The following is a 23,926-nucleotide window of genomic DNA, read 5'->3' on the forward strand; positions in this document are numbered from 1 at the left end:
TGTGGCGAGGGGGCTTGCCCCCGTTGGGCTGCGAAGCGGCCCCAAGTTTTTTCTGGCACACCGAGCTGCCCGGATTTACGGCCGCTTCGCGACCGAACGGGGGCAAGCCCCCTCGCCACAGAGCATTCCATCGCGCGACCGGGCATTTTTACCAGTAAACTCTCCCCCCTTTCGCCGCCTTCATTTTTCACGCGGCCACCACCTGTTTTTTGTACCGGAGTCCGCCTTGCGCTTGTTTCACACCTCCGACTGGCACCTGGGGCAAAACCTGCACGGCCAGGATCGCGATTTCGAACATGGCTGTTTTCTCGAATGGCTGTTGCGCCAGCTGAAACTGGATCAGCCGGATGTGCTGTTGATCGCCGGCGACATCTTCGACACGGTCAACCCGCCGGTCAAAGCCCAGGAGCGGCTCTACGACTTCATCGTCAGCGCCCACGAGCAGCAGCCGTCGCTGACCATCGTGATGATTGCCGGCAACCACGATTCCGGCTCGCGGATCGAGCTGCCGGCCCCCTTGATGCGCCGCTTGCGCACCCATGCGCTCGGTCGTGTGCTGTGGCTGGATGACGGACAGCTGGATGCCGAGCGCCTGTTGTTGCCGTTGCCTGACGCCAGTGGTGAAGTCACCGCCTGGTGCCTGGCGCTGCCGTTCCTGCGCCCGGCGGAAGTCACCGGCGCGCATTTGGGCGACAACTACCTGCGCGGGATCGGTCAGGTGCACGAATGGCTGATCGAAGCGGCCAACGCCAGGCGCACGCCAGGCCAAGCACTGATCGCCATCAGCCACGCGCACATGGCGGGCGGTTCGGTGTCGGAAGACTCCGAGCGCAGCCTGATCATCGGCAACGCCGAAGCCCTGCCCGCCAGCCTGTTCGGGCCGAGCATCAGCTACGTTGCCCTCGGTCACCTGCACAAACCGCAGAAGGTCAACGGCGAGGAGCGCATCCGCTACAGCGGCTCGCCGATTCCGCTGTCGTTCTCCGAGATCAGCTATCAGCACCAGATTCTCGATATCAAGCTCGACGGCGAAACCCTGGTCAGCGTCGAGCCGAAACTGATTCCCCGCGCGGTCAACCTGCAACGCATCGGCCCGGCGCCCTTGAGCGAGATCCTGCTGCAGCTGGCGGACCTGCCGGACATCGACCTGTTGGCCGACATCCAGCGCCAACCCTGGCTGGAGGTGCGGGTGCGCCTCGATGAGCCGCAGCCCGACCTGCGCAATCAAGTGGAAACCGCCCTGCAAGGCAAGGCCGTGCGCCTGGTGCGCATCGCCGCCGAGTACGCCGGCAATGGCGGCCGTGACGGTGCCGATGAGGGCAGCGCGCTGATCGAACTGGACCAGCTCACGCCCCAGGAGCTGTTCAGCCGCGCCTGGCAGGACAACTACGGCAGCGAGGTCGACGAGCAAACCCTCAAGGACTTTGCCGAGCTGTTGCAGGACGTGCAGATGGAGAGCGAACAGCCATGAAGATTCTCGCGATCCGCCTGAAAAACCTCGCCTCCCTGGCCGGGCCGTTTGAAATCGACTTCACCGCCGAACCCTTGGCCAGTGCCGGACTGTTCGCCATCACCGGCCCCACCGGTGCCGGTAAAAGTACGTTGCTCGATGCTTTGTGCCTGGCGCTGTTTGGCGCCGTACCACGCCTGAACAACACCGGCCGCGACGCCAAAGTGCCGGACGCCGACGGCGAAATCGGCACCGGCGACCCGCGCACCCTGCTGCGTCGCGGCACCGGTGAAGGCTACGCGGAAGTGGATTTCGTCGGAGTCGACGGCCGCCGTTACCGCGCCCGCTGGGAAGCCAATCGCGCCCGGGACAAGGCCGCCGGCAAGCTGCAGGCCAGTCGCCAAAGCTTGCGTGACATCGATCAGGACCAGTTGCTGGCCAGCCAGAAAGGCGAATACAAGGCTCAGCTCGAGGCCGCACTGGGGCTGAACTTCGAACAGTTCACCCGCGCCGTGCTGCTGGCGCAAAGCGAGTTCAGCGCCTTCCTCAAGGCCGACGACAACGACCGCAGCGAACTGCTGGAAAAACTCACCGACACGGCGCTTTACACCCGCCTCGGTCGTCGCGCCTTCGACAAGACCAAGGAGGCTCGCGAGGTTCACAAACTGCTGCAGGATCAGGCCAGCGGAGTGACACCGCTGGCGCCACATGCCCGTGCGGAACTGGATGAGCGCTTCAATGCCGCGCAGCAACAGCTGAAGTTGCAGCAGGCACAACTCAAACAGCTTGAGCAGCAGCACACCTGGCTCAAGGATTTGCGTCAGTTGCAGGACACTCAACTTGCCGCGACCGAACAACTTCACGGTGCCCAACAGCAGTGGGAAGGATTGGCCGGCGAACGCTTGAAGCTGACACGGCTGGAACAACTCGGCCCGCAACGACATCAGTTCGCCCGCAAAACCGAACTCGATGCACTGCTGACGCCACTGGCCGCCCAGGTTGCTGCCCATACCCGGCAGCAGCACGAACTGACTGAACGCCAGACGTTGCTGGAGCAAAACCTCTCTGCCACACAAATTGCCCTCAGCGAAGCCCTGCAACGACAAACCGACAGTGCTCCGCTACTGCGTCAGGCCTTCGAGGAACAAAGCACCCTCGCCCGCCTGGCCAGGGACACCGCCCTCAGCGCCGACGCGAAGCACACCGCAAAACAAACCTGCATCCAGGGCCAAAGCGCCATTCAAGCCTTGCTGGAAAAGCAGAACCAGGTTGCCGAACGTTTGCAGCGTATCGCCACCGAGCTTGAGCAAAGCGGCCATCTGGCACCGCTCAGCGACGCGTGGAATGCCTATCGGGATCGCCTGCAACAGTTGATGTTGATCGGCAACCGCTTGAACCAAGGCCAGGCCGAGCTGGCGACCCTCGAACAAACCGCCACCCGCTGCGGCGAAGAGCTCGCCTTGCAAAAGCAGCAACTTGAAGTGCTGTTCAAGGAGGCCGGCGCGGAGCCGGACGCCGTGGCCGAGCAGATCGGCATCCTCGGCAACCTGTTGCAGGACAACCGTAAACAGCTGCGCGCCATCGAAGACCTGACGCGGCTGTGGGCCAGCCAGCAGGAACTGGACAAGCGCGGCGCCGAACTGCAACAACGTCAGCTTGCCGCGCAACAGGAACGTGAGCGCCTGACTCAGGACGGGGTGAAAACCAAAGCCGAACTGACGGTCGCCGAACAAACCTTCAACGTCACCCGGGAACTGCTGGAACGCCAACGTCTGGCCCGCAGCGCGAGTGTCGAAGAGTTGCGCACGCAGTTGCAGGACGACCAGCCGTGCCCGGTCTGCGGCAGTCACGAGCATCCTTACCATCAGCCCGAAGCGCTGCTGCAAAGCCTCGGTCGCCACGATGAAAACGAACAGGCCCGCGCGCAGCAAGCGGTCGACCAGCTCAAGGAAAAGCTCACCGAACTGCGCGCAGAGGTGGTGGGCGTCATCGCCCGGCAAAAGGAGCTGCTGCAACAACAGGAGCAACTGGACGCCCAGCAACAAGCCTTGGCACCGAGCCTCGACGCTCACCCACTGGCCCCACAGCTGCTGGATCAGGACACCGAAAAGCGCGACGCCTGGCTGACCCGGCAAAACGATCAGTTGAACCAGAGCATCACTCAGGACGAACAACGTCAGCGCGCCCTGCTCACCCTGCAGCAGGACGCCGCGCGCTTGACCCAGCAATTGCGCCATGCCGAAACCGCGCATCAACAAGCGGCCCAGCACCTGAGCAACCAGCAGCGCGAACTGGACAGCGACCGTCAACGGCTCGACGAGGAACTCGCCGCATTCGGCAGTCTCCTGCCGGCCGAAACCCTCGATGCGCTACGGATGGAGCCTGCTGCAACGTTCATGCAGCTGGATCGGCAGATCGCCGAACGCCTCACACAGCTCGATCAGCAGAAAGAAGAACTTGCCGAGCAGCAACAGCGTCAACAAACGCTAGAGAAAGAACAGGATCGCCAGCAAACCCGCGTACAACAACTGCAAATCGCCGAGCAGCAGTTCAGTGCACTGGCCGAACAGCAAACGGCTTGCCAGCACCAACTTACACAACTGCTGGGCGAGCACGGCAGCGCCGAGCAGTGGCAGCAAGGGCTGGAAAGCGCCGTAGAGCAAGCGCGCAATGCCCAGGCAACAACGGCGCAGGAGCTGCAGCAGGTACGTACGCAACGGGTGCAGATCGCCGCCGAACTCAAGGCACAGCAGGAGCGTTTGCAAGCGCTGGAAAACGAAGATCGCGATCTCACCGACAAGATCGCCGACTGGCGCGGCCGACATCCTGAGCTGGATGACGGTGGCCTCGAAGATCTGCTGCGGGTCGACGACATGCAAGTCAGCGAACTGCGCCAACGCTTGCAACACAACGAAAAAGCCATCGAACAGGCCAAGGTGCTGCTGCAGGAGCGTGATCAGCGCTTGCTCGACCATCAAGCCCAGCACAACGGCCATCTCGATGCCGAGCAACTCGCCACTGCCCTCACCGACCTGCAAAACCAGTTCGCCGTCAGCGAGCAGCACTGCGCCGAACTGCGCGCCGAGCAGGTCGAGGACCAGCGCCGGCAGAACGCCAATCAGGCCCTGGCCCAACAGATTGCCGGCGCCTACAACGAGTATCAACGCTGGGCACGCCTGAATGCGTTGATCGGTTCCGCCACCGGCGACACCTTCCGCAAGATCGCCCAGGCCTACAACCTCGACCTGCTGGTGCATCACGCCAACGTGCAATTGCGCCAACTGGTGCGCCGTTATCGCCTCAAGCGCGGCGGCAGCATGCTCGGGTTGCTGGTGATGGACACCGAAATGGGTGACGAACTGCGTTCGGTGCATTCGCTGTCCGGTGGCGAGACCTTCCTGGTATCGCTGGCACTGGCCCTCGGCCTGGCGTCGATGGCATCGAGCACGCTGAAAATCGAGTCGTTGTTCATCGACGAAGGCTTCGGCAGCCTCGATCCGGAGTCCCTGCAACTGGCCATGGACGCCCTCGACGGCTTGCAGGCCCAGGGCCGCAAGGTCGCGGTGATTTCCCACGTACAGGAAATGCATGAACGGATTCCGGTGCAGATTCAGGTCCGCCGCCAGGGCAACGGCCTGAGCACCCTGGAGGTGAAATGAACACGCTGTATTCCTTCCGCCGCTGCCCGTACGCCATGCGCGCACGCATGGCCCTGCGTTATTCGGCAGTGGCCGTGGACATCGTCGAAGTCAGCCTGAAGGCCAAACCCGCCGAGATGCTCGCGCTGTCGGGCAAAGGCACGGTGCCGGTGCTGAGCGCCGACGGCCGGGTGATCGACGAAAGCCTCGACATCATGCGCTGGGCCCTGGCACAGAACGATCCGCAAGACTGGTTGCTCAAGGATGATCCTGACGCAGCGGCGCAAATCGCCAGCCTGATCGAACAGAACGATCAGGTGTTCAAGGTGCACTTGAACCGCTACAAGTACGCCGAGCGTTATCCCGAGCAGCCGATGGAGGCGTATCGCGCCGAGGGCGAGGTGTTTTTGCAAAGGCTGGATGAGTTGCTGGAGGGACGCGACTATTTGCTGGCCGACCATGCAAGCCTGGCCGACGTGGCGCTGATGCCCTTCGTGCGGCAGTTCGCCCACGTCGACCGTGAATGGTTTGCGCAGACGCCGTATCGGCGGTTGCAGGACTGGTTGCAGCGGTTTCTGGAGTCTGAACTGTTTACCAGTGTGATGCGCAAGTAAGCACACCGACACTGTGGCGAGGGAGCTTGCTCCCGCTGGGCTGCGAAGCAGCCCCAAATCCATTGCACTCAATTCTTCAGGTAAACCATATCAACCGGTTTACGACTGCTGCGCAGCCGAGCGGGAGCAAGCTCCCTCGCCACAAAGGATTCAGTGACCAGCAGAGTTCAAGCCAACACCTCACACATCCCGATCGCCGAGCAATCCACATGGAACGGGCCGAAAACCACGCCTTCATTCCTGATCGGCGGGTTGCCTGCCAGCATGCCCTGCACGTTGGCATTTTCGATATTGCGGGCGATGTTGTGATTGGCTTCGATGGCGCGCGCCACTGAACCCGCCGAGCCCTGTCCGATCCCCAGCAGGGAGGATCCGTTGGTCATGAACGCCAGGAAGGCGATGACCCACAGTCTGTGCCCTTTCATGCGCCGGCGACTCCTGCGAGTTCAGCCTGATCAACGCTGGCGTTTTGCGCGCGGTGATCAAACTGGATGCCGGGATGAGCGACCTGGATCGGCGCTTCGAAGCTGGATTGTGACTGGGCTGACAGGCTGACCCACAGCACCATGGCAAGGTACAGGCCGATCGCTACATAGGCGCCGTGTTTGGCAGAAGTGAGAATTGCGCTGGCCATGATGTTCTCCGCAGGCATGTTTCAATGCCCACAGAATCGATCAAAAAAGCCTGGGTCACCACTCAGGGTTATCCATAGTGATCATCAGCTTCGTTGATCATCAAGCCAGACTATTTCAGTCTTCAATAAAACTCATCAAGCGCTCGCGCGCAGCTTCCGGTTCTCCAGAAACAGCGTCGGATGCCGACAAAATAGGGGTGGAATAGAGAAACAGAAGAACCAATGCCAGACGCGTCACCATGCTGCCGATCCTTGCCGTGAGGAGGAGTCAAAAAATCAGCGTCAATTTAAACGGATGGCCATGTGATATCAAGCGCGACATTGATAGCAAACTGATGCTGTCGCAAATGCGTTATGCAGGAGCGACATCACTCTGATCGTTTTCAACAGCTGTCGATCATCAGTGACTTCGCTCCTGCATAAAGGCAGGGGGGGGAAGTTCAGGCTTGGGTCTTGTGATCCAGCGCGGCGTAGAAGTTGGCACTCTGTTGCAGGTATTTCTGGGTGTAGCTCTGGGTGTGGGCTTTTTTATCGCTGATTTCAACGTTGGCACTGGCTGGCAGCGCAACGGTGGCAGAAATGGCGGAAGCGGCGATGACAGAGAAGATGTTGAAGTTCATGGCGGTATTCCTCGGATTCAGTTGGCTTGCTTGCCCGGTGGGGCCGTGAAGCAAACTTAACCCTCGAGGGTTCATGCCTTGAAATGCTTTGTAGCAGTACCAGATATCAGCGTCATTGATAAAAGCAGGCAGGCCCCATCAACCGGGGCCTGCGGCTTATTGACGCAGCAGAAACTTCAGGTCGCTCGGGGCGTCCATCGGCAGTTTTTGCACGGTTTTACCCAACAGACCGCTCTTGGCGTCGCGTTCGACGACGACAATCTGGTTGCTCTTCTGGTTGGCGATCAACAGGAATTTGCCGCTCGGGTCGAGGCTGAACTCCCGCGGATGATCGCCTTCTACCGCCCGGCGTTGCAGCTCGGTTAGGCGTCCGGTTAGCGGATCAATGGCAAACACCAGCAGTTGATTGGCCGTACCACGGTTGCTGACGTAGAGGAACTTGCCATCGGCCGAGGCATGCAGCGCCGCGGCCGCCTTGTCCGAGACGGATTGCCCGGCAGCCAGGTCGACCATCTGCGTCTGCTCGAGCGTGCCGTCGTGGTAATCGAACACCGCCACCTGAGCGCTCATTTCCATGGTCAGCCAGGCATGTTTGCCATCGGCGCTGAACAGCAAATGACGCGGCCCGCTACCGGGCGGCAGTTGCACGAATGCCGGGTTGGCCGGGGTCAATGGCCGCTGCGGATTGGCCTTGGGGTCGAAACGGTAGGCAAACACCTTGTCGGCGCCCAGGTCGTTGGAGAACACGTATTTACCGTCCGGCGATGGGACGGTCGAATGCACGTGCGCCGAGGCCTGGCGCTCGGGATTGACCCCGCTCGCCGGGTGGCTGCTCATCTGCACCACCGGTTTGAGCTTGCCATCTGCCGCCACCGGCACCACCGCGAGGGTGCCGCCGGGGTCTTCGGCCACCGAGTAATTGCTGACAAACAAATGGCTGCCATCGACGCTGAGACTGGAATGGGTCGGTTCGTTGCCCAGGCTTTGCACCTGGCTGATCAGGCTCAGCCCGTGGGTCTTGGGATCAATCGCATAACTGCTGACGCGCCCGACCGGATCAGCCTGGCCCGGACCGTTTTCGTTGACCACGAACAGGTGTCTCTGGTCTTTCGACAGGGTCAACCAGGATGGATTTTCGCTTTTCACCACTTGCAAGGGAGTGGCGTTGATCTGCCCGGTGGCGCTGTCGAACGCCAGGCGGTAGATCCCCTGGCTTTGCCCGGCGGTGTAGGAGCCCACCAACAGTTGATAGTCCTCGGCGGATGCGGCCTGGACGCCCATCGCGCCGATGCTGCCGGCCATCAACAGTGGCCAGAGGTTACGCATCGTCCTGGTCATCATCTTCGTTGTCACAGCCGACGATATCGCCCAGGCACACCAAACGGTGTTCGCCCGAGTCACCGGTGATCAACCAGCTTTGCAGCGAGGTGTCGAAGGTCGCGGACTGAACCTGCGCCGGAGTGAACTCCCAGTGTTTGGCCGCACGGCCATCCATGCATTCAATGTGCAGGTTATCGAACTCGTCGAGGGCAAATTCGAAGGCATGCAGCCCGTCGATTTCCACCATTCCGCAGTGTTCGAGGGCATTGAGCAGGGTGTCGGTTGGGGCAGTCATGGCAATCAGTCTTTGAATGAGAAAGACGCAATGATAGCTCATCGCACCCCATTTCCCTTGGCTGGAATGATCAACCTGTGGGAGCGGGCTTGCTCGCGAATGGGGGGGGGTAACATTCAACATCTCTATCGACTGACACTCCGCCTTCGCGAGCAAGCCCGCTCCCACAGGGATTGTGGTCAGCCGCTAGAGGGCGTCGCGCGATGGTTGCCCATCCACCAGTCGCTGGATCCGCAGCGGATTGCCGTTCTTCAGCGCGTCCGGCAGCAAGCTGTCCGGGTAGTTCTGGAAACACACCGGGCGCAGGAAACGATCGATGGCCAGTGTGCCCACCGATGTACCGCGCGCATCGGAGGTTGCCGGGTAAGGTCCGCCGTGGACCATCGAGTCGCAGACTTCCACGCCAGTCGGATAGCCATTGACCAGGATTCGCCCGACCTTCTGCTCTAGCAACCCCGTCAGCCCGGCGAACTGCTCGAGGTCTTGCGGCTCACCAATGACGGTGGCGGTCAATTGGCCGTGCAGGCCGTTCAGGGCCGCCGTCAGTTGCGCCTGATCCGCGACCTCGACCATCACGGTGGTCGGCCCGAACACTTCCTCTTGCAGGACTTCATCGCCATCGATCAGCAGGCGCGCATCGGCCTTGAACAGCTGCGGATGAGCCTGATTGCCCTGCTGCGGATCGCCGGCCAGGTGTTGAATTCCCGGATGCGCCAGCAGTTTTTGCAAGCCTTGACCGTAGCTGCCCAGGGTGCCGACATTGAGCATGGTTTGCGCCGGTTGGTCGCCCATCAGCACGGCCACTTGCTGCACAAAGGCACTGAACGACGCCGAGCGAATGCCAATCACCAGACCCGGATTCGTGCAGAACTGCCCGCAACCCTGCACCACCGAAGCAGTGAGGTCCCGGGCAACCGTGTCGGCCCGCGCCTGCAATGCCTGGGGCAAGACAATCACCGGGTTGATGCTCGACATCTCGGCGAACACCGGAATCGGTTGCGCACGTGCCGCGGCCATGTCGCACAGAGCTCGACCACCTTTGAGCGAACCGGTGAACCCCACGGCCCGGATGGCCGGATGCTTGACCAGCGCCTCGCCGACACCGGCGCCGTAGATCATGTTGAACACCCCGGCCGGCATACCCGTTTTTTGCGCAGCGCGAATGATCGCATCTGCCACCTGCTCGGCCGTGGCCATGTGGCCGCTATGGGCCTTGAACACCACCGGGCACCCGGCGGCCAGCGCCGAGGCGGTATCGCCGCCGGCGGTGGAGAACGCCAGCGGAAAGTTGCTGGCACCAAACACCGCCACAGGTCCCAGGCCGATGCGGTACTGACGCAGGTCCGGACGCGGCAACGGCTGACGCTCCGGCAATGCCCGGTCGATTCGCGCGCCGTAGAAATCACCGCGACGCAGCACCTTGGCGAACAGGCGCATCTGCCCGCTGGTACGCCCACGCTCGCCTTGAATCCGGCCTGCGGGCAACGCCGTTTCGCGGCAGACGACAGCGACAAAATCATCACCGAGGGCGTCCAGTTCATCGGCGATGGCATCGAGAAACTGCGCCCGTCGCTCCGCACTCAGGCTGCGATAGGCCGGATAGGCGGCCGCTGCTGCGTTGGCCGCCGCATCGACCTCCTGCGGTGTCGCCTGAAAAAAAACGTGGGGCAATGCCTCACCCGTGCTGGCATCGACACTCTGCAACTTGATGCTGCCGGCGGCGCTGCGTTGCCCGCCGATGTAGTTGTGACCAATAATCCCGATCATGGGCAAATCCTCAAAGTGTGCCGACAGTGCCGGGGTCGAATGCCGCCGGGACCGGGGCGATGCCGTTGATCAATGGTGCGCCGAACTCGGCCTGGGTGATCTCGAACACGTCACCCGGTCGGGTGCGAATGCCGTCGGCAAAGGACAGGGTCGCGGTGCCGAAGAAGTGAACGTGCACATCCCCCGGGCGCAGGAACTGGCTGTACTTGAAATGATGGAATTCCAGGTTGGCGAGGCTGTGGCACATGTTCGCCTCGCCACTGAGGAACTCGTTCTGCCACAGCACTTCGCCGTTGCGCAGGATGCGACTGGTGCCCGCCAGATGCTGTGGCAATTCACCGACCCGCAGTTCCGGACCATAACTGCAGCTACGCAATTTCGAATGGGCCAGGTACAGGTAGTTCCTGCGCTCCATGACGTGGTCGGAGAACTCGTTGCCCACGGCAAAACCCAGACGATACGGCTTGCCGTCGTGACCGATCACGTACAGGCCGGCGATCTCCGGTTCTTCCCCGGCATCTTCGGCAAACGGCGGCAATGGAAACGGCTGGCCCGGCCTGACGACGATGCTGCCATCGCCTTTGTAGAACCATTCCGGTTGCACACCGGCTTGATCCGCCGCCGGCTTGCCGCCCTCCACGCCCCATTTGAATATGCGCATGGTGTCGGTCATCGCGGTTTCGTCGCCGCTTTGCTGGTGCATCTTGTCCCGGGCCGACGCGCTGCCCAGATGGGTCAGGCCCGTACCACTGACCAGCATGTGCGCCGGGTCCGGATGGTCCAGCGGCGGCAGGATGCGCTGTTGCGCCTGCAATTCGGCATAGTCATGGCTGATGCCCAGCCCCAGGCTCTGCACCTGTTGGTCAAGGCTCGCGCCCGCCTCGATCGCCGCCAGTGCCAGGTCGCGAACAGTGCGCGCGCCCTGCACTTCACGAACCAGGCCGTTGTCGACCACGCCGACACGGCGTTCGCCGTTACTCAATTCGAATTGAACCAAATGCATGAGTTTTCTCCTGTAAAACAAAACTTCAAATCACCGCAGAACCAATGTGGGAGCGGGCTTGCTCGCGAAGAGGCCGTCATACCCGACATCACCAGTGACTGACACTCCGCTTTCGCGAGCAAGCCCGCTCCCACATTTGGTCGGTGTGAACTCTCAAAATCAGGTACGGGTGGCCCCACGCGCGCTGGCGGCAAACTCATCGGCCGGCAACACGTGCTTGCGTTCCAGCAAGCGATACACCACACCGGTCAACACCAGCCCGAACACCATCACGCCCGACAGGAAATACAGGCCCGAAGCCAGGTTGCCGGTGTATTCCTTGAGTGCGCCGATCACGAATGGGCCGAGGTAGCCGCCGAGGTTGCCCACCGAGTTGATCAAGGCGATCCCCGCCGCCGCACTGGCGCCGGCAAAGAAGCGGCCCGGCAAGGTCCAGAACACCGCCGTGCAGGAAAACAGGGCGAACGCCACCAGGCACAGCGCCGCCAGTTGCAGCACCGGCACCGACAGCCAGGCGCTGAGAAACAGGCCGATCGCACCCAGCACGTAAAGCATGGCGAGGTGGCCGTAGCGGTCATTCAAGCGGTCGGAACTGCGCGGAATGATCAGCAGGCCGACAATGCCGAAGATGTACGGCACCGCGGAAACGAAACCGGTCACCAAGTCGCTGCCACCGAACTGCTTGATCAGGGTCGGCAACCATAAGCCGAGGCCATAGATGCTCAGGGTCACCGGCAGGTAGAACAGCGCCAACAGCAGGACGCGCTTGTCCTTGAGGGCGTGCAGCGGATTGCCGTGACGGGTCTGGCCGTACGCGTCCAGGTCCTTTTTCAGCTCGCCGCTCAGCCAGTCTTTTTCCGCCTGGTCCATCCACTTCACTTGCTGCGGACCGTCCGGCAACCAGCGCAGCACAGGCCAGGTCAGCAGGATCGCCGGGGTGCCAATGACAATGAACAGCCACTGCCAGCCATGCAGCCCGAGCACGCCATCCATACCCAGCAGGCCGCCGGACACGGGGCCGGTGATCATCATCGCAATGGGTTGCGAGAGGATGAACAGCCCGAGGATCTTGCCGCGATGTCGCACCGGGAACCATTGGGTGATGTAGTACAGGACGCCCGGGAAGAATCCGGCCTCGGCGGCGCCAAGCAAAAAGCGCATCACATAGAAGCTGTTCGGCCCCTGGACGAAGGCCATGCCGATGGTGATGGCGCCCCAGGTGAGCATGATCCGCGCGAACCAGCGCCTCGCGCCAAAGCGGTCGAGCATCAGGTTGCTGGGGATTTCCAGCAGGAAGTAGCCGATGAAGAACAGCCCGGCGCCAAGTCCGTAGGCCGCATCGCCCAGACCGATGTCGGCGCCCATGTGCAGTTTGGCGAAGCCCACTGCGGAGCGGTCCACGTAGGCGATCAGGTACAGCAGGATCAGGAAGGGAATCAGTTTCAGCGTGATGCGACGGATAAGCCGCAGTTCCTGGCTCATGAGATCGGTCTCCGATTGTTGTTGTTATGGAACCTCGGGGGACGCCTCTCGCGAAAAATTCGCCAGGGCCATCCCTCCGTTTGAGCGGACTATATAGTAATACTATTTACTCAACAACACTTCCAAACGTCGCAATTTGAGCTTATGTTACGCCTCAGCTCGAACAATATAGTCATACAATAAGAGAACCGATCATGTCTGATAAGAAACCCACCCTGCGCTCGGCCCAATGGTTTGGCACGGCCGACAAGAACGGCTTCATGTACCGCAGCTGGATGAAGAATCAGGGCATCGCCGACCACCAGTTCCATGGCAAGCCGATCATCGGCATCTGCAACACCTGGTCGGAACTGACTCCGTGCAACGCGCATTTCCGCCAGATTGCCGAGCACGTCAAACGCGGCGTGATCGAGGCCGGCGGCTTCCCGGTGGAGTTCCCGGTGTTCTCCAACGGCGAATCCAACCTGCGTCCTACCGCCATGCTCACCCGTAACCTGGCGAGCATGGATGTCGAAGAAGCCATACGCGGCAACCCGATCGATGGCGTGGTGCTGCTGACCGGTTGCGACAAAACCACCCCGGCACTGCTGATGGGCGCCGCCAGTTGCGACGTGCCGGCCATCGTCGTCACTGGCGGGCCGATGCTCAATGGCAAGCACAAGGGCAAGGACATCGGCTCCGGCACCGTGGTCTGGCAGCTCAGCGAACAGGTCAAGGCCGGCACCATCAGCATCGACGACTTCCTCGCGGCCGAGGGCGGCATGTCCCGCTCGGCCGGCACCTGCAACACCATGGGCACGGCCTCGACCATGGCCTGCATGGCCGAAGCACTGGGCACTTCCCTGCCCCACAACGCCGCAATCCCGGCCGTGGATGCGCGCCGCTATGTGCTGGCGCACATGTCCGGCATGCGTGCAGTGGAGATGGTGCGCGAAGACCTGAAACTGTCGAAGATCCTCACCAGGGAAGCCTTCGAAAACGCCATTCGCGTCAACGCCGCCATCGGTGGTTCGACCAACGCAGTGATCCACCTCAAAGCCATCGCCGGGCGCATTGGCGTGGAGTTGGACCTCGACGACTGGACCCGCATCGGTCGCGGCATGCCGACCATCGTCGACCTGCAACCGTCGGGACGTTTCCTGATGGAAGAGTTCTATTACGCCGGTGGCTTGCCGGCAGTGCTGCGTCGCCTCGGCGAAGCCAACCTGATCCCGAACCCGAATGCCCTGACCGTCAACGGCAAATCCATCGGCGAGAACACCAAAGACGCGCCGATTTATGGCGAGGACGAAGTGATCCGCACCCTCGACAACCCGATCCGCGCCGATGGCGGCATCTGTGTCTTGCGCGGCAACCTGGCACCGCTGGGCGCCGTGCTCAAGCCGTCCGCCGCCACGCCGGCACTGATGCAGCATCGCGGTCGCGCGGTGGTGTTCGAGAACTTCGACATGTACAAGGCGCGGATCAACGACCCGGAACTGGACGTGGATGCCAACTCGATCCTGGTGATGAAGAACTGCGGGCCGAAGGGTTATCCGGGCATGGCCGAAGTGGGCAACATGGGTTTGCCAGCCAAGCTGCTGGCCCAGGGTGTAACCGACATGGTGCGTATTTCCGATGCGCGCATGAGCGGCACCGCGTACGGCACTGTTGTTCTCCACGTCGCCCCGGAAGCCGCTGCCGGTGGACCGCTGGCCGCAGTGAAAGAAGGCGACTGGATCGAACTCGATTGCGCCAGCGGCCGGTTGCACCTGGATATTCCCGATGCAGAACTGGCCGCGCGCATGGCCGACCTGCAACCGCCGCAGAATCTGATCGTCGGGGGATATCGTCAGCTGTACATCGACCATGTGCTGCAAGCGGACCAGGGTTGCGACTTCGACTTCCTGGTTGGTTGCCGTGGGGCTGAAGTGCCGCGTCACTCCCACTGATCACCTCCGTCCCCTGTGGGAGCGGGCTTGCTCGCGAAAGCGGAGTGTCAGCCTACGCATATGTTGCCTGACCCACTGCTTTCGCGAGCAAGCCCGCTCCCACATTTGATCTACGCCCGCCTCAAGTTCGTGCCGCGCCTGCTATCATGCGCGACACCTATTCGCACAGGACCGCGCCGTTCCCCATGGATTACCGCAAACCCTCCGACCGCAAAAGCATGCACTCGCGCATCGTCCAGGAACTGGGCATGCAGATCGTCTCGGGACGCTTTCTACCGGACGACAAACTGCCCGCCGAAGCGCTGTTGTGCGAAGAATATGCGGTCAGCCGGCCGGTGCTGCGCGAAGCCACCCGAGTATTGGTTGCCAAGGGCCTGGTGTATTCCCGCCCGCGCGTGGGGACCGTGGTCAAGCCGCGCAAGGACTGGCACATGCTCGATCCGGACGTGCTGCACTGGTTGATGCAGAGCAGTCCGCAGAACCATTTTTTCGACCTGCTGACCAGTGTACGCAGCATCATCGAACCGGCCGCTGCCGCCCTCGCCGCGCAATTCGCCACCGAGGCGGACATCGCGTCCATCGGTGAGGCCTACCAGCGCATGGAAGCCGCGCCGACACCGGAGGCGTTGTTGCAGCCGGACTTGGACTTCCACAGCCGCATCGCCGACGCCACGCACAACGACTTGCTGGCCAACCTGTGCAACATGCTCTCGGTGGCGATAGCCGAAGCCTTGAAGCATTCGAACCAGCGACCGAACCTGCATGAACTGGCGCTGCCGCGGCACAAGGCGATTCTTACCGCCATCGAGAACCGTGATGCTCTGGGCGCACGGCATGCGACGCTGGTGCAGCTCGATGATGCGCGCAGTGCGTTGAATGTCGTATTGGGCGCCGATCTTTCATAACGACCAAAGAACCCATGTGGGAGCGGGCTTGCTCGCGAAGGGGGACTGCCAGTCACTATTGATGTCGACTGTTCCTGCCCCTTCGCGAGCAAGCCCGCTCCCACATTGGACGGTGTGAAATTCGAATAAAAAAAGCCGCAACCCTGAGGTTGCGGCTTTTTCACTTCTGCATGGATCAGTGAGCAAACAACGAATTACCCTTCTGCCCCGCCAGTTTCTCCGGCTTGATCAGGAACCGCGCCAGTGCCGGCAGCAGCCACAGTGCGCCGAACATGTTCCACAGCAGCATGAAGGTCAGCATCAGACCCATGTCGGCCTGGAACTTGATGGCCGAGAAGATCCAGGTGCACACGCCGATCGCCAGGCACAGACCGGTGAACAGCACGGCCTTGCCGGTGGACTTCAGCGTCTGGTAGTACGCCTCTTGCAACGGCAGGCCGGCGCGCAGGAAGCTTTCCAGGCGGCTGTAGATGTAGATGCCGTAGTCCACGCCAATCCCCACCCCGAGCGCCACGACCGGCAGGGTCGCCACTTTCACGCCGATGCCCATGAAGGCCATCAGGGCGTTGCCGAGTACCGAGGTCAGCACCAGCGGCAGCACGATGCACAGGGTCGCCGCCCACGAGCGGAAGGTGATCATGCACATGACCGCCACGCAGATGTACACCAGGATCAGGATAGTCAGCTCGGACTTCTTGATCACCTCGTTGGTGGCCGCCTCGATCCCGGCGTTACCGGCAGCGAGGATGAACTCCAGGCCTTCCTTGTTGTTTTCCTTGGCGAACTCCTGCACCGCATGCACCGCACGATCCAGGGTCTCGGCCTTGTGATCGTTGAGGAACACCAGCACCGGCGCCAGGGAGCAGCTGTTGTTGTACAGGCCGTCGGCGCGGGCAATGGAGTTGTTCAGCACATCAGGGTTACGCGACAGGGTTTCCCATTTCAGGTTGCCTTCGTTCATGCCCTTGATCATTTGCTTGGATACAGTCACCAGGGAAATCGCCGACTGCACGCCCTCGGTGTTCTGCATCTTCCACATCAACTCGTCGATCGGCGCCATGGCTTCATAGCGCGAGCAGCCTTCGGACTTGGTCTTGACCATCACCACCAGCACGTCGGAACTGGTCGAATAGTTGTTGATGATGAAGTTGTTGTCCTTGTTGTAGCGCGAGTCCGGACGCAGCTCCGGGGCACCCTGGTCGAGGTCGCCGATTTTCAGGTTCTGGCTGTACCACAGGCCACCACCAAAGGCGATCAGCGCTAGCAGAATGGAAACCGGTGCGACTTTGGCGCTGGCGAAATTCGCCAGCAGGCGCCAGAACGGATGTTCGCGGGTGGCGTCTTTCTTGCTGCGGGCCACGGCACGCTTGCTGATGCCGACATAGGAAATCGCCACCGGCAACAGGATCAGGTTGGTGAACACGATCACCGCCACACCGATGGATGCGCCGATGGCCAGCTCGCGGATCACGCCGATATCGATGATCAGCAGCGTGATGAAACCCACGGCATCGGCGAGGATCGCGATCATCCCCGGCAGGAACAATTGACGGAAGGTGCGACGCGCCGCCGTCAGGGCGTTTTCCGCTTCACTCGATTGCAGGGCGATCCCGTTGATCTTCTGCACGCCGTGGGAAATACCGATGGCGAAGATCAGGAACGGCACCAGCATCGAATAGGGGTCGAGCCCGAAGCCGAAGAAGTGCATCAGGCCCAGTTGCCAGACCACGGCCACCAGCGTCGTGCTCAACACGGCGACGGTACTGCGCAGGCAATTGGTGAACCACAGCAGGAGGATCAGGGTAATGACGAAGGCGATGCCGAAGAACATCACGACCATCACCAGGCCATCGATCAGGTCACCGACCTTCTTGGCGAAACCGACGATGTGGATCTTCACATTCGGGTTCTGCGCTTCGAACTTGGTGCGGATCTTGTCTTCAAGCTCGTGGGAGAACTGGCGATAGTCCAGCGCCAGCAACTTGCCCTGGTCCTGCGGGTCCGGGTAGGACTCCAGCAACGGAATATCGACGATGCTCGATTTGAAATCGTTGGACACCAGGCGCCCGACCTGACCGGACTTAAGCACGTTGTTGCGCAGCAAATCGAGGCTGGCCTGGGAGCCGTTGTAGCTCTGCGGGATCACTTCACCGCCGGCGAAGCCCTCCTCCGTCACTTCGGTCCAGCGAATACTGGGGCTCCACAGCGACTTCAGACCGGAACGGTCGACACCGGAAATGTAGAACACCTCGTCGTTGATCTGACGCAGGGTCTCCATGTACTCCTTGGAGAAGATGTCGCCATCGGTGGCTTCCACCGAGATCCGCACGGTGTTGCCCAGGTTCGCCAGATCGTTGCGGTGCTCCATCATCTTCTGGATGAAGGGATGCTCCAGCGGGATCATTTTTTCGAAGCTGGTGGACGGACGGATCAGCGTCGCCTGCCAGAACAGGAAAATACTGACCAGCAGGCAGATCGTGATCACTGCCGGGCGGTTGTTGAAGATCAGGCGCTCGAGGAACGTCGCCTTGTCCTGGTGATGTGTACTCAAGGAAGTCATAGCTCCGCCTTCTTATTATTAACCCGGCTCATTTGCCCGACTCGGTACCGTTTGGCGAGGTGACGCGAACGCCGCCCTGCCCGGCCAGAACCAGATTGCCATTGCCTGCCGCCGCCACTGCCGAGACCGAAATACGGTCCGGACGGTTGACCACCTTGAAGGTTTCGCCATTGTCACTGCTGCGAATCACCGAACCGCCGTTGCCGACGATCACGATCGAACCATCGTCGAGCAGCGTGCCGCCGGACAGCCCGAACTCCAGGTCGCCGCGCTCAGCCTTGAGCTCGACTTGCTCCCAGGTGCTGCCGAAATCCGTGGAGCGATAAAGGTTGCCGCGCAGACCGTAGGCCAGCAGCGTATTGGCCTGCGCCGTGCCGATCACGCCAAACAGCGAACCTTCGTACGGACCTTCGAGCTTCTCCCAGGTCTGGCCCCAATCAGCGGAGCGGAACATGCTGCCCTGCTCGCCAACGATGAACAGCCCAGCATCCTTGACCGCGGCGATCGCGTTCAGGTGGTACTGGTCTTCGTTGTCCAGGCGGTCGCTGGCATCTTCCCAATGCTTGCCACCGTCGGTGGTTTCCATCAGCGAGCCATAAGCGCCCACGGCAAAGCCGCTGTCGACGTCCTTGAACCAGACATCGAGCAGCGGCGATTCACGATTCAAATCTTCGAATTGCTTGGTCCAGGTCGCGCCGCCGTCCTCGCTGGCGAGGATCTGCGCGTCATGGCCGACGGCCCAGCCGTGCTTGTCATCGACAAAAAACACCGACGTCAGCAGGGCCCGGGTCGGCACCTTGGCCTGGGTCCAGGTCGCGCCCTGGTCATCGGAATACAGGATGTGCCCACGATCCCCGACCGCCACCAGGCGCTTGCCGGCGTGGACGACATCGAGCATCAGGCTTTTGGCAGCCTTGGCCGATTCAATGGAATAAACAACATCGGATGCTGGCGCCGCCGCGGCCAGCACAGGTGCCGACAGCATGGCAGAGCCCAACAGCGAGAGCGCTGTAGCCAGCAACGCTAATTTGCGCAGTGCCGGCGGGCGGCAGATACCCACACCCATGACAGGCTCACTCATAGACCTTCTCCCATTATTATTGTTAGGTCGTTCAACCTTTCTGGGCGCCGCAAGGATGCGTGTCTGGACCGGCTGTTTCAGAGCATAGTCCTGAAACCCGCAATCCAGAGCCCCTTCGGAAGCTGGCCTATCCTATCGGTGTTTTTTAATGTCTGACAATCGACGCCACGTTATCTTTTGTTAACCGAAGGGGATGGGGGCTTGGTCTGAATGGTTGGGTATCAGGTGGGGTGATGGGGGGGGATTGCTTGACCAGTTCAAGCTCGCTCCTACAGAGCCCGCCGCCATCCATGGGCAAGAAGATCAAAAGATCGCAGCCTGCGGCAGCTCCTACATTGACCGGGTACACCGCCAATATCGTGGACGGACAAAAATCCCCGTAGGAGCTGCCGCAGGCTGCGATCTTTTGATTTTGATTTTTCACAATGTCTAAAGAGCGGAAGATCAAGATCAAAAGATCGCAGCCTGCGGCAGCTCCTACAGGCCGAGCGTTAGCTCGCCTGCAGCTCTTGATCTTGATCCACCCGCCCCCTCGGAAGGCTGAGTGGAGGCGTTCATCCGGGGGGTAGGCGCGCAGCGCCGTTCGGCGCAGCCGAACACATCGAGAGGAGGTCGAGCGAAGCCGACCGGAGGCGATGCCCCCGGATGAATGCCGGAGCGAAGGAACCCCGAGCTTTAGCGAGGGGCCGTACGTAAGGGGCGAGACCTTTTGGTTCCTTTTGGGGCGTTTGCCAAAAGGGACTCGCCGTAAGGGCGAAACCATAAGCCGCCGTTACCGAAGCAACGGATATGCACTCAATCAACCCATGACCCTGGCCGGCCCGAAGGCCGCCAAGGTCAACAGCAGACTCAAGCCAAACTCTTGCTGACCACCTCAAACACATCACTGGACAACTGCCCCGAAGCCCGAATCCGCTCCAGCTCTCCCTTCATCAAAGCCTGCCGGGCACCGTCATACTTGCGCCAGCGAGTCAAAGGCGCCAACTGCCGAGAAGCAATCTGCGGATTGAACCCGTTCAGCTCAATCACCAGATCCGCCAGGAAGCGATACCCGGAACCATCAGCCGCATGGAAGTTGATCAGGTTTTGCCCGGCAAACGCGCCGACCAACGCCCGCACCTTGTTCGGGTTCTTGATGTTGAACGCCGGGTGCTCCATCAACGCTTTTACCCGCGCAAGTCCTCCCGGCAACACGCTGCCGGCCTGGACACTGAACCACTGGTCCATGACCAGCGGGTTGTCCTTGAAGTGCTCGGCGAAGCTGGCCAGGGCCTTGGCCTTCTCGGCTTCGAACGGCGAGTTGACCAACACCGCCAGCGCGGTCAGGCGTTCGGTCATGTTGTCGCACGCGTCGAACTGCTCCAGCGTCGCCGCCAGAACCTCCGGCTTGCCGCTGAGCATCAGGTACGACAGCGCGATGTTCTGCAAGGCACGACGGGCAAAATGTTCCGCCTCGGCCACGTACGGTGTTTGCTTCGAAAGTTCGCGGTTGGCCTGGTAACGCAGCCACAAGCCTTCGAACAACGCGTCAGCCAGTTGCTTGCGGGCAAATTCGCGGGCGCTGTGAATCGCTTCGACATCCGCCACTTCGCTGATTTCGGTCAGGTACGCTTCGCTTGGCAGCGAGAGCATTTCGGCGACCATGGCCTGGTCCAGCGACTCGTCCGAGAGCACCGTGCGCAGCGCCGACACCAGACGCTGATCGAGCACCAGCGCTTCGCCCTTCTGCTGCTGGGCGATCAGCTCTTGCAGCACCTGCACCGACAGTTGCTGGCCGGCATCCCAGCGGTTGAAGCCGTCGCTGTCGTGCTGCATCAGGAACATCAACTGGTCGCGGTTGTACGGGAAGCTCAGTTTCACCGGCGCGGAGAAACCACGCAGCAGCGAAGGCAGCGGCTGTTCGGCGATATCGACGAAGGTGAAGGTCTGCTCGGCTTCGGTCACGGAAATGACCCGCGAAGTGCCTTGCGCGGCGGCCTCACCGGACAGACGCAGGGTAATCGCTACCCCTTTGGTATCCAGCAGCCCCAGTTCGACCGGGATCACGAACGGCAGTTTTTCAACCTTGTCCGGGGTTTCCGGGCAGCTCTGGCGGAAGGTCAGGCTGTAGGTTTTCGCCGCGGCATCAAAGGACTCGCTCACCGCCAGACGCGGTGTTCCGGCCTGGCTGTACCAGCGCTTGAACTGGGTCAGGTCGACGCCATTGGCATCTTCCATGGCCTTGATGAAGTCATCGCAGGTCACGGCCTGGCCGTCATGGCGTTCGAAGTACAGGTCGCTGCCTTTGCGGAAGCCTTCGGCGCCGAGCAAGGTGTGGATCATGCCGACCACTTCCGAGCCCTTTTCGTACACGGTCAGGGTGTAGAAGTTGGAAATCTCGATGAAGCTGTCCGGGCGCACGGCGTGAGCCATGGGGCCGGCGTCTTCGGCGAACTGGTGGGTGCGCAGGTACGCCACGTCCTGGATGCGCTTGACCGTGGCCGAGTTCATGTCCGAGGAGAAACCGGCATCGCGGAACACGGTGAAGCCTTCCTTGAGCGACAGCTGGAACCAGTCGCGGCAGGTCACGCGGTTGCCCGACCAGTTGTGGAAGTATTCGTGGGCGACGATCGCCTCGACCCGCTGGTGCGCGGCGTCGGTGGCGGTTTCGGCCTTGGCCAGCACGGCGCTGGAGTTGAAGATGTTGAGGCCCTTGTTCTCCATGGCGCCCATGTTGAAGTCGTTGACGGCGACGATCATGAAGATGTCCAGGTCGTACTCGCGACCGTAGACCTCTTCATCCCAGCGCATGGACTTCTTCAGGCTGTTCATGGCGTGCTGGCATTTGTCGATGTTTTCCGGCTCGACGTAGATGCGCAGCGCCACGTTGCGCTCGCTCAGGGTGGTGAAGCTGTCTTCGACGCACCACAGGTCACCGGCCACCAGCGCAAACAGGTACGCCGGTTTCTTGAACGGGTCTTCCCAGGTCGCCCAGTGCCGGCCGTCTTCTCCGGGGCCGGAAGCGATCGGGTTGCCGTTGGACAGCAGCACCGGATAGCTGTGCTGCTCGGCGACCACCGTGGTGGTGAAGGTGCTCATCACGTCCGGGCGGTCGAGATAATAGGTGATCTTGCGAAAGCCTTCGGCCTCGCACTGGGTGCAGAACATCGTGCCGGACTTGTACAGGCCTTCCAGCGCGGTGTTGGATTCCGGGTGGATCCTGACGCTGGTATCGACCGTGAAGGTAGCGCTGGTCGGTTGCAGGGTCAGGTGATTCTCGGTCAGTTGATACTGCGCCTCGGAAAGCTCCTGGTCGGCCAGGGTGACCGACAGCAGTTCCAGCTGCTGGCCATCCAGCACCAGCGGCGGCAGCCCCGGGCCACGCTCGGGGTTGCGGCGCATCACCAGTTGCGCATGGACCAGGCTGTGGTCCTCGTACAACTCGAAGGTCAGGTGTGTTTCGTCGATCAGGTACTCGGGCGCCTGATAGTCCTTGAGGTAGATCATCTTCGGTTGTTCGGTGCGCATGCTGGAGTCCTTACTGATGCACGGCGAGCTGGTAAGCCGTGTATTTACGAATGTTGATCACGCCGGTGTCGAAGATCAGGTATTGGCCCTTGACCCCCATCAGCGTGCCTTCGGCAATCGGGTTCTTGTCCAGGTTGAAGCTGACAATCTTCGCCGGGTATTGCTCGACCGGATAGCGGATCTCCAGCGGTTCGACGCCGGTAACCGTCTGGATCGCCTGCAAGCCGAATCGTTCCTGCAACCCTTGCAAGCCTTCGGCGCAGCTGTCGAACAGTTGATCGCGAACCTCGGCCAGGTTCACCGCCGCCGCATCGCCCTTGAGTAAAGCACGCCAGTTGGTCTTGTCCGCCACCTGGCTGCGAAACAGATCCTCGACGAAGCCCGACTGCTGCCGGGTCGAGACGCGCACGATCGGCAAGGCCTGGCTAGCACCCTGGTCGAGCCAGCGGGTCGGCAGCTGGGTGGCGCGGGTAATCCCGACTTTGATCCCCGACGAGTTGGCCAGGTACACCACGTGATCGGTCATGCAGAACTTCTCGCCCCACTCCGGCTCACGGCAGGTGCCGGCGTCGAAGTGGCAGCGCTCCGGGCTCATGATGCACACATCGCACTGAGCCAGTTTGGTCATGCACGGGTAGCAGTAGCCCTGGCTGAAACTGGTCTTGGTCTTGCGCCCGCAATGGGTGCAGTGGATCGCCCCCAGGTATTCCAGGCGCACCGTGGTCCCGATCAACGGATTGACCGGAACCTCGGTTTCGCCCAGACGGAAAGCGTATTGCACGTTCGGCCCGTCAAGGCGTGCCGACATTTTGCTGATTGCACCGCGGCCAATCTCGATCAATGGATGGCATCCGACTTGAACAGGATATTCGGCACTTCGATCGACTTCGAGGCGCATTCCTGCGGCCCCATGTAGCCGGTACGCTGGTCTTCGGGCAGGTTCTGGATTTCCCAGGCGATCATCGCCTGCAGCGACAGCTCGCGTTGTTCGGCGGTGAGTTTGCCACCGTCGGACCATTTGCCGATTTCCACCGCCAGTTTCAGGCTCTCGTAGATATCGGGGGTGATGTTCTGGATCATTTCGTTAAAAGAGGACATTGGGTCTCCGTCTCTTTATTG

19 protein-coding genes are annotated in these 23,926 nt (G+C 61.3%); 5 read left to right on the plus strand and 14 right to left on the minus strand.

The genetic code is table 11. From position 1 onward, the window contains the following. Positions 1-226: 226 nt before the first annotated feature. From KW846_RS19535 to KW846_RS19545, 3 genes are read left to right on the plus strand one after another with little or no spacing between them, the layout of a single operon-like run. Positions 227-1,471 (plus strand): exonuclease SbcCD subunit D C-terminal domain-containing protein, encoded by a 1,245-nt coding sequence (locus tag KW846_RS19535; RefSeq protein ID WP_218484436.1) that lies wholly within the window; start codon positions 227-229, stop codon positions 1,469-1,471. Then, on the plus strand, positions 1,468-5,109 hold the full coding sequence (locus KW846_RS19540; protein ID WP_218484438.1) for an AAA family ATPase: 3,642 nt from the start codon (positions 1,468-1,470) through the stop codon (positions 5,107-5,109). The genes KW846_RS19535 and KW846_RS19540 overlap by 4 nt, the downstream gene beginning before the upstream one ends. Further along, the gene (locus tag KW846_RS19545; RefSeq protein ID WP_218484440.1) at positions 5,106-5,702 is read left to right on the plus strand and encodes a glutathione S-transferase; all 597 of its coding nucleotides are present in this window, start codon (positions 5,106-5,108) and stop codon (positions 5,700-5,702) included. Before KW846_RS19540 ends, KW846_RS19545 begins: the two co-directional genes overlap by 4 nt. A gap of 167 nt (positions 5,703-5,869) precedes the next feature. Here the strand turns inward: KW846_RS19545 and KW846_RS19550 are convergent, their stop codons facing one another. From KW846_RS19550 to KW846_RS19585, 9 genes are all read right to left on the minus strand, one after another. Further along, entirely contained in the window at positions 5,870-6,127 is a 258-nt protein-coding gene (locus KW846_RS19550) for a hypothetical protein (RefSeq protein ID WP_218484442.1), read from the minus strand. Beyond that, entirely contained in the window at positions 6,124-6,336 is a 213-nt protein-coding gene (locus KW846_RS19555) for a hypothetical protein (RefSeq protein ID WP_116579259.1), read from the minus strand. The genes KW846_RS19550 and KW846_RS19555 overlap by 4 nt, the downstream gene beginning before the upstream one ends. Positions 6,337-6,451: 115 nt before the next feature. Then, positions 6,452-6,577 carry a hypothetical protein gene (locus KW846_RS30110; RefSeq protein WP_256356799.1) on the minus strand — a complete coding sequence of 42 codons (126 nt, stop codon included), beginning with the start codon at positions 6,575-6,577 and terminating at the stop codon, positions 6,452-6,454. Positions 6,578-6,776: 199 nt separating this feature from the next. Then, entirely contained in the window at positions 6,777-6,956 is a 180-nt protein-coding gene (locus KW846_RS19560; protein WP_007979950.1) for a hypothetical protein, read from the minus strand. A 156-nt stretch (positions 6,957-7,112) separates the two neighbouring features. Next, positions 7,113-8,282: a lactonase family protein gene (locus tag KW846_RS19565; RefSeq protein WP_218484444.1), complete on the minus strand. Its 1,170-nt coding sequence runs from the start codon at positions 8,280-8,282 to the stop codon at positions 7,113-7,115. Beyond that, a complete protein-coding gene (locus tag KW846_RS19570; RefSeq protein WP_218484445.1) occupies positions 8,275-8,613 on the minus strand; it encodes a DUF5629 family protein in 339 nt (112 codons plus the stop codon). Before KW846_RS19570 ends, KW846_RS19565 begins: the two co-directional genes overlap by 8 nt. 144 nt (positions 8,614-8,757) lie before the next feature. Continuing rightward, positions 8,758-10,338, minus strand: coding sequence for an aldehyde dehydrogenase (NADP(+)) (locus KW846_RS19575; protein WP_218484447.1), 1,581 nt, complete (start codon positions 10,336-10,338; stop codon positions 8,758-8,760). Between the two features lie 10 nt (positions 10,339-10,348). Continuing rightward, complete coding sequence (gene araD1 / locus KW846_RS19580) at positions 10,349-11,341, minus strand: AraD1 family protein (protein ID WP_218484449.1); 993 nt, start codon at positions 11,339-11,341, stop codon at positions 10,349-10,351. Positions 11,342-11,500: 159 nt separating this feature from the next. Beyond that, positions 11,501-12,823: an MFS transporter gene (locus tag KW846_RS19585; RefSeq protein WP_218484451.1), complete on the minus strand. Its 1,323-nt coding sequence runs from the start codon at positions 12,821-12,823 to the stop codon at positions 11,501-11,503. A 194-nt stretch (positions 12,824-13,017) separates the two neighbouring features. On the opposite strand from KW846_RS19585, the gene KW846_RS19590 reads away from it, so the two are divergent. Beyond that, entirely contained in the window at positions 13,018-14,754 is a 1,737-nt protein-coding gene (locus KW846_RS19590; protein WP_007979961.1) for an IlvD/Edd family dehydratase, read from the plus strand. 185 nt (positions 14,755-14,939) lie between these two features. Then, positions 14,940-15,659, plus strand: coding sequence for a FadR/GntR family transcriptional regulator (locus tag KW846_RS19595; RefSeq protein WP_218484741.1), 720 nt, complete (start codon positions 14,940-14,942; stop codon positions 15,657-15,659). A 175-nt stretch (positions 15,660-15,834) separates the two neighbouring features. Here KW846_RS19595 and KW846_RS19600 read toward each other — a convergent pair whose 3' ends face one another. From KW846_RS19600 to KW846_RS19620, 5 genes are all read right to left on the minus strand, one after another. Then, positions 15,835-18,219: an RND family transporter gene (locus KW846_RS19600; RefSeq protein WP_218484453.1), complete on the minus strand. Its 2,385-nt coding sequence runs from the start codon at positions 18,217-18,219 to the stop codon at positions 15,835-15,837. Between the two features lie 28 nt (positions 18,220-18,247). Then, positions 18,248-19,300, minus strand: a complete 1,053-nt coding sequence (locus KW846_RS19605) for a YCF48-related protein (protein ID WP_007979965.1) — start codon at positions 19,298-19,300, stop codon at positions 18,248-18,250. An 849-nt stretch (positions 19,301-20,149) separates the two neighbouring features. Further along, complete coding sequence (gene pepN / locus KW846_RS19610; protein WP_218484455.1) at positions 20,150-22,807, minus strand: aminopeptidase N; 2,658 nt, start codon at positions 22,805-22,807, stop codon at positions 20,150-20,152. A 10-nt stretch (positions 22,808-22,817) separates the two neighbouring features. Further along, the gene (locus KW846_RS19615) at positions 22,818-23,648 is read right to left on the minus strand and encodes a DUF2797 domain-containing protein (protein ID WP_218484458.1); all 831 of its coding nucleotides are present in this window, start codon (positions 23,646-23,648) and stop codon (positions 22,818-22,820) included. Next, on the minus strand, positions 23,645-23,905 hold the full coding sequence (locus tag KW846_RS19620; RefSeq protein WP_007979148.1) for a YeaC family protein: 261 nt from the start codon (positions 23,903-23,905) through the stop codon (positions 23,645-23,647). Before KW846_RS19620 ends, KW846_RS19615 begins: the two co-directional genes overlap by 4 nt. Between the last annotated feature and the right edge of the window lie 21 nt (positions 23,906-23,926).

It is taken from the genome of Pseudomonas sp. PDM32, assembly GCF_019219225.1.
GTDB classification, from domain to species: domain Bacteria; phylum Pseudomonadota; class Gammaproteobacteria; order Pseudomonadales; family Pseudomonadaceae; genus Aquipseudomonas; species Aquipseudomonas laurylsulfatiphila.